Below are 6,158 nucleotides of genomic sequence, written 5' to 3' on the forward strand. Positions count from 1 at the left end.
CAGTTCCTACTGCAAAGCCTGTAGTGGACTTTCACCACCAAGTTGTCGCCCATGCCGGGCGCACCAAAAAGACCCCGTCCCAATAGAGGGACGAGGTCAACACGCGGTACCACCCTTGTTCAGAAGCCACTGCTTCTGCACTCATGCATAACGGCGCATACCGGGATTTTAATTACCGATCCATGTCTGACCCTGCAGATATGTGCAGAGTACACGATGAAAGTGAACTTCAAGAGACTCCTCAGTCAATGCTTTCAGCCTGGGCACTGTTCTCTGGTACTGATCAGTCATCTCTACTCTTTTTCATCTATCGTTTAAGTTATTTAATTCAGTATCACAAATCCACTGATTTGCCCACTCCTGCACTTCATTCATGACATTTCTTAAAGCTTTACCTTTAGCTGTCAGGCGGTAACCTGAACGGATATCGCACGTGTCATCCAAGTCTCTCGTCACGATTTCTTCTTTTTCCAGTTCTTTCAACCGTTCAACTAGTACCCGATCGCTGACTCCTGGTATTGCCTGAGAGAGATCTTTAAAGCGACGAGGTCCATCCAACAATACATCAATGATTAATCCAGTCCATTTTTTTCCAAGTATTGAAAAAGTCTGCTCGAATCTGGGGCATATCACCTTTTCAGATTCTTTTGTCTGTGCCATTTCGATCATATATTGTCACCTCTTCTTTCACGTCTTTCAGTATACCATTATACTAAAGAAATGTGTAGAAGCTAATACTTATTTTTAGGAAGTTTAGGATTTCGTTCACAATTGTACTATAACAGGTTACAGGTGTTCAAGAAAGAACGTTGCAATAGAGAAATAGATCAAAAGTCCTATAGAATCATTGATTGTCGTAATAAATGGTCCTGAAGCAACTGCGGGATCGATCTTGAACTTGTTGATGATAACCGGGATCACTGCACCAATCACTGTTGATATACTGACCGTGATGAACATGGATAAACTGATGATTAAGGCCAGTACAGCATTGCCGTAGAAGACAAAGATGGTACCGATCAGAACCACAGCAGCAACCAACCCCATCAGCATCCCTGCACCCAATTCATTTTTAATAGTCTGGAAGAAGCTGTCTTTATCTCTGTCGTCATCAATCGTCAGATTACGTACGGCAACAGCCAGTGACTGAGTCCCTACGTTCCCTGCCGTATCCATGATCATCGGAATGAATGCTGCCAGAAGTACGACCGAGTCCAGGGTTTCTTCAAATGCCCCAATCAGTCCACCAGTGATCATCCCAAGGAAGAGAAGGATAACGATCCAGGGTGTGCGTGACTTCGCTGTACTGAACGGTGTGACTTTAGTTTTACGGTCATCATCACTGCGCTTGATCGCAGCGAATTCGTTAAAGTCTTCCGTTACCTCTTCTTCCAGGACATCCATGACATCATCGACAGTAACGATCCCCTGCATTTTGCCTTCATGGTCAAGGACTGGTATGGCAAGCAGGTCATAATCCTGAATGATGCGGGCGACCTGTTCCTGGTCTTCATCGATGCGCACTGAAACGACCTGGTTGAACATGATGTTTTCAACCGTTTCAGTTTCAGGAGAGAGCAGCAAGTCTCTGAGCGAGAGCACGCCGACCAGTCTTTCCTTCTCATCTACAACATATAAGTAATAAATCGTCTCAGCTTCGCGACCGATCTGTCGCAGCTGTTCGATGACTTCTGTCAGGGTCTGCTTATAATGGATAGCAATGAACTCTTTGGTCATAATGGATCCGGCTGTTTTCGGTGCATACGACAGGAGTTCCTGAACACGTTGACTTTCTTCCTCATCCATCATAGCGAGCAGAGTCTGATTATCTGTTTCGTCACTTTCAGTCAGGAAGTGAGCCACATCATCTGCTGCCATAAAGTTGAATACTTGAGCCATGTATTCATCTGGTAAATAGTGAACTGCATCTTCCTGGTCTTCTGTTTCCATCCATTCGAAAATTTCTGCAAATTCTTCAGGACTTAAAAATTCGGAAATTTTCCTCTTCTTTTCAGGATATAACAAATGAAAGACTTCGTGCTGGTCCCGATCATGCAGTCTCAGGAACAGTTCTCTGAATGTCTCGCGGTCATTCTTTTTTGCAGCCAGAAAAATCTGGTCATACGTTTTCTGCTTGTTGCTTTTCATTAATTTCATAGGTAATCGTCCTTTCTATTTTAATCGGGCTAAGCGAATAACCTGATTTTTTAACTTCTTTAAATTTATACCCGATACACAAGGGAACAGGGTCCATCTTCGCTTCACCTCCGTAAATTAGCTGGTCAATAACCTCTCTGTGTGTTATCTATCATTATAAATAAAAAAACACGCCAATAAGAGCGTGTAAAGAACATGAATACAGAGTTCATCTTCATACACCTCTGTCGTTGAGCTTCAGCTTCATATGGCATAGAGTCTGTTTCAGTCTCAGCTACATTAAAAATCCCCTTCATCCGAAGATTCCTGCTGACCCATTGGCGTCTTTGGACATTTCTGGGCAGTAGCGTGTCTCCATATGGGAGCCTCACCTAACAAGGTCATTCCTTTTCCTACATAATCATAACGAATGTGAGTGATTTGTTCAAGCAATAGTTATTATCCCTTAATATAAATAGGTTGACTCCTGTCCAATATGAAGAGTTAGAAGGACAGGATACATTCGATACTGATCAGTTTGATACCTATTTAGTCCATTATGAGAGCGGCCGTAAAGAACTTGTATTTATGGAAGACAATGAACAGATCTATAAATCGATATATGGCATATTCATCACTACAAATCCTATATTTAACTTTTTTGTCGTGACATGTCGTCCGTCTTGCGTCCTGTCCAAGTTGATATGCCCCATTTACCTCCTTCCCTGCCACAAAGTTTTAAATAAACTGTCACTTAATTCCTCTCTTTCTACCTGTTTGTTCATGCTATACTTGAAATACATGAGAGTACCTACTGAGCCACCAAGTAGTCAGCATTAGATGCTCTTTTTGTTTGCTGTGAGAGACCATCCGGTTCATAAAGCCCGTCTCCAGGCAGACACAAAAACTTAAAATGAGGAGAATGAACACATGAAGAAACGCTTAGTGATGATCACACTGCTGATGAATCTGATCATCCCCTACTTTATCTACTCAGCTCATGCTGAAGAAGCATCCGGTCCATTCGACTCCCAAAGCAGACTGCTTGCTTCGGAACTGGACGATGATAGTGAAGATTTCGAGGAATTTGAAGAATTTGAAACGATTGATGAATACAATAATGATTTTGAGGATGTTCCAGCGGACGAAATAGAACGAGCCAGAGTCATTGAAGTCCTTCCAGGTGACGGTCCTGGTCTGGATGAAGGTTTCTATCAAGAAATACAGACAGTTCGCGTTGAAATCCTTTCAGGTGACCAGGAGGGCGAGGAAGTCGAGGCTATCCATACCCTTACTGGAAATCCGGGTTCCGACTTTGAAGTGGAGCCTGGAGACAGAATTCTGATCAGCGTCATTGAAATTGGCGGGGAGTCTCAGGTTCATATCGTTGAGTACGAGAGAGATCGAACAATATATATCGTACTGGCACTGTTCGTTGTCCTGCTTATCCTGCTTGGGGGGCTGAAAGGACTGAAGACGATCCTGACTCTCGCTTTGACCTTGTTCCTTCTCTTAAGAGTACTCATTCCCGGCCTGCTTGCAGGATACAGCCCGATACTCATGACTATCCTAATTTCTCTTATCATTACGGTGGTCACTATTTTGACAGTCGGCGGCCTGAACATTAAATCCATTGCTGCCATCACAGGTGTATTGGGTGGGGTACTGATCTCGGGACTCATAACTTATATCGTCGGGAACCAGATCAACTTGACTGGACTGTCCGGTCAGGAAGCTATGATGCTCATGTATATCCCACAAAATGTGGACTTTAATTTCAGTGGCTTGCTTTTCGCGGGGATCATCATGGGTGCACTTGGTGCTGTGATGGATGTCGGCATGTCCATTGCTTCTGCTATGGAAGAAATACGGATGGCTGACCCGACTGTTTCTACAAAACGCCTGATTCTATCAGGTATGAATGTCGGAAAAGATATTATGGGAACGATGGCTAACACGTTGATCCTGGCTTACATTGGATCAATGATCCCACTGCTTTTACTGTTCACGGCCTATCAGGAACCGTTCATCAGCATCATCAATATGAATGTCATTGCGACGGAAGTCATTAGAGCTTTAGCTGGAAGCATTGGACTGATCCTCTCTATTCCGCTGACTGCTGTCAGTTCCGGCCTTCTCCGTGACAAATTAAACCTCAGAAAGTCTCCCTGACTTCTGACGAACCGACTGACTAACTAGTCTGAAGCGATGCCTAAGAGCTTATCCGGCATCGCTTTTTTTCCTGCACTCATGCTGTCAGAATCACTTCTCTAAACTTTTATCAAATGAAACCAAGTGCTTGCCAAAAGCTCCCTTGTTCAATAATCAGGAAATGGCATCGTGCACCAAAAAAAGCCGTTTCCAATTAAGTTCTTTTAGAACTTAACTGGAAACGGATTGAATTTTTTTAATTATCGGCTGGAATCAGGCATGGACGACGCTCAATTTGAGGCTCCATTCAGCCAGTTTTGCTTTAGCTTTCATTCTAAGCGGTGTAGATACTTCATTGATTGCGCAATATTTGTCTACACATGTAACGATCATGCTTTCCTTGTATTTAGGAATACCGACCCCTGTAGTAGTCAGGAACATGTGCTTAAGGATGATATCTTTTTCAAGTTCACTTAATTCCGTCAGACGCTGTGCATTCTTGACGGCTATTTTTGGGTGAACACAATTATGCGAACCTTCATTCATAAGAGCAATCTCTTCTCTGCATTCATGGAAAAAGTCATGAAGCAGTCCTGCTCTTGCAACGGCTCTAGCGTTCAGTTTCAGTCGCTTAGCTATTTTATAGCTGACATAAGAAACGAACAGTGAGTGAATGAGTCGTGTTGTATAATGGTGATGCGTAATATCGTCTAGTTTAAGTAAATCTTCGCTTTCAAGCAGGTCTTCGACCAATGTCATATAATCTTTGTCATTTTCCCAAATTGAACGAACGAATTCCATGGAAGCTCTCCTTTATCAGATCTTAGTCAGAGTATTTAATGTAATAAAGTTAGTTTAAATAACAGGTCTAATTGCCTGTCCAGTACTTATAGTACTTATAGTACTCCTAATACGTCTGATTTTAAAGGATGAAAGGCTCCTGTAAAACGTTTTCATATCAAATGTGATATTTCTGTCAAATTTCTACTCATTGATGTAAAGAAAACATAAGGATGCTGGCGGCTATAGCGACATTCAAAGATTCAGCCTGGCCTTTGATCGGGATGTAGAGATTGGTCGTAGTCTCCTGTAACAAGTGATCAGCTACCCCATTGCCTTCATTTCCTACTATAAGCGCAAACTGTTCTTTCGGTTCTACCGTATGGTAAGATACAGCCCGCTCATCCAGCGCTGTGCCATATACAGGTATATTCTTCTCTTTAAACTGACTGATCCAGTTTTCAAGAGCTGAATGAATGACAGGCAGGTGAAAATGGCTGCCCTGAGCAGACCTCAGTGCCTTGGGGTTATATAAATCGACTGACCCTTCCCCAATGATCACGGCTTCAAAACCAGCAGCATCAGCTGTTCGAATCAGGGTACCAAGATTTCCGGGATCTTGAACCTGATCAAGCATCAGTACTGGCTTATTCCCATGAATAGCGTTCTCTTCTTCCTTCTGCATGATGACCGCGAAAATGCCCTGTTCAGTTACGGAATCACTTAAAGATTCAGAAATCGATTCTGAAATAATAATGAGATTTCCCGGCACCTGATCGACAATGGCTGTGTATTGATCAAGCTTATCTTCACGAATCAGAATGTGTTCGATCTCTATGCCGGCTTTGACGGCCTCTTCTACTAGGTGCAGTCCTTCTATCAGATATTTATTCTGTTTTTTCCTGCCTTTTCGTGTCAGCAGTTTCTTCCATTCCTTTACTTGCTTGTTCTGAACTGATTCAATTCTTTCCATGCTGTATGTCTCCTTCAGTTATACTCTTGTATCAGTATACATGACACAATCGAGTAGGAGGTAAATAATTAATTTATTTACCGTCCTCTCACACCACCGTGCGTACGGTTCCGTACAC

The 6,158-nt window shown here is 42.8% G+C and carries 6 protein-coding genes and 1 riboswitch; of the genes, 1 reads left to right on the top strand and 5 read right to left on the bottom strand.

All coding sequences use genetic code 11. The annotated features are described in order from the left end of the window. Positions 1-168 precede the first annotated feature (168 nt). The 3 genes from ABFX15_RS11285 to mgtE all read right to left on the bottom strand — a co-directional run bounded on the left by ABFX15_RS11285 (position 169) and on the right by mgtE (position 2,157). Positions 169-291 carry a hypothetical protein gene (locus ABFX15_RS11285; protein ID WP_346025504.1) on the bottom strand — a complete coding sequence of 41 codons (123 nt, stop codon included), beginning with the start codon at positions 289-291 and terminating at the stop codon, positions 169-171. 12 nt (positions 292-303) lie between these two features. Continuing rightward, positions 304-660 (bottom strand): winged helix-turn-helix transcriptional regulator, encoded by a 357-nt coding sequence (locus ABFX15_RS11290; protein WP_425425703.1) that lies wholly within the window; start codon positions 658-660, stop codon positions 304-306. A 126-nt stretch (positions 661-786) separates the two neighbouring features. After that, on the bottom strand, positions 787-2,157 hold the full coding sequence (gene mgtE, locus ABFX15_RS11295; RefSeq protein ID WP_346025505.1) for a magnesium transporter: 1,371 nt from the start codon (positions 2,155-2,157) through the stop codon (positions 787-789). Between the two features lie 215 nt (positions 2,158-2,372). Next, a riboswitch (M-box (ykoK) riboswitch) is annotated at positions 2,373-2,543 on the bottom strand. A 523-nt stretch (positions 2,544-3,066) separates the two neighbouring features. Here mgtE and ABFX15_RS11300 point away from each other — a divergent pair. Beyond that, positions 3,067-4,308, top strand: a complete 1,242-nt coding sequence (locus tag ABFX15_RS11300) for a YibE/F family protein (RefSeq protein ID WP_346025506.1) — start codon at positions 3,067-3,069, stop codon at positions 4,306-4,308. Positions 4,309-4,560: 252 nt separating this feature from the next. Here ABFX15_RS11300 and ABFX15_RS11305 read toward each other — a convergent pair whose 3' ends face one another. Together ABFX15_RS11305 and ABFX15_RS11310 are read right to left on the bottom strand one after the other, a co-directional pair. Continuing rightward, positions 4,561-5,088, bottom strand: coding sequence for an HD domain-containing protein (locus ABFX15_RS11305; RefSeq protein ID WP_346025507.1), 528 nt, complete (start codon positions 5,086-5,088; stop codon positions 4,561-4,563). Between the two features lie 187 nt (positions 5,089-5,275). Next, positions 5,276-6,040 carry a TrmH family RNA methyltransferase gene (locus ABFX15_RS11310; protein WP_346025508.1) on the bottom strand — a complete coding sequence of 255 codons (765 nt, stop codon included), beginning with the start codon at positions 6,038-6,040 and terminating at the stop codon, positions 5,276-5,278. Positions 6,041-6,158: the final 118 nt, after the last annotated feature.

This window comes from Alkalibacterium indicireducens (genome assembly GCF_039522005.1).
In the GTDB taxonomy this organism is placed as follows: Bacteria; Bacillota; Bacilli; order Lactobacillales; family Carnobacteriaceae_A; genus Alkalibacterium; species Alkalibacterium indicireducens.

Bases quoted from the DNA above. Each gene is read 5' to 3' on its own strand.
- mgtE (WP_346025505.1), bottom strand. From the start codon at position 2,157: ATGAAATTAATGAAAAGCAACAAGCAGAAAACGTATGACCAGATTTTT.
- ABFX15_RS11305 (WP_346025507.1), bottom strand. From the start codon at position 5,088: ATGGAATTCGTTCGTTCAATTTGGGAAAATGACAAAGATTATATGACA.
- ABFX15_RS11300 (WP_346025506.1), top strand. From the start codon at position 3,067: ATGAAGAAACGCTTAGTGATGATCACACTGCTGATGAATCTGATCATC.
- ABFX15_RS11310 (WP_346025508.1), bottom strand. From the start codon at position 6,040: ATGGAAAGAATTGAATCAGTTCAGAACAAGCAAGTAAAGGAATGGAAG.
- ABFX15_RS11285 (WP_346025504.1), bottom strand. From the start codon at position 291: ATGACTGATCAGTACCAGAGAACAGTGCCCAGGCTGAAAGCATTGACT.
- ABFX15_RS11290 (WP_425425703.1), bottom strand. From the start codon at position 660: ATGGCACAGACAAAAGAATCTGAAAAGGTGATATGCCCCAGATTCGAG.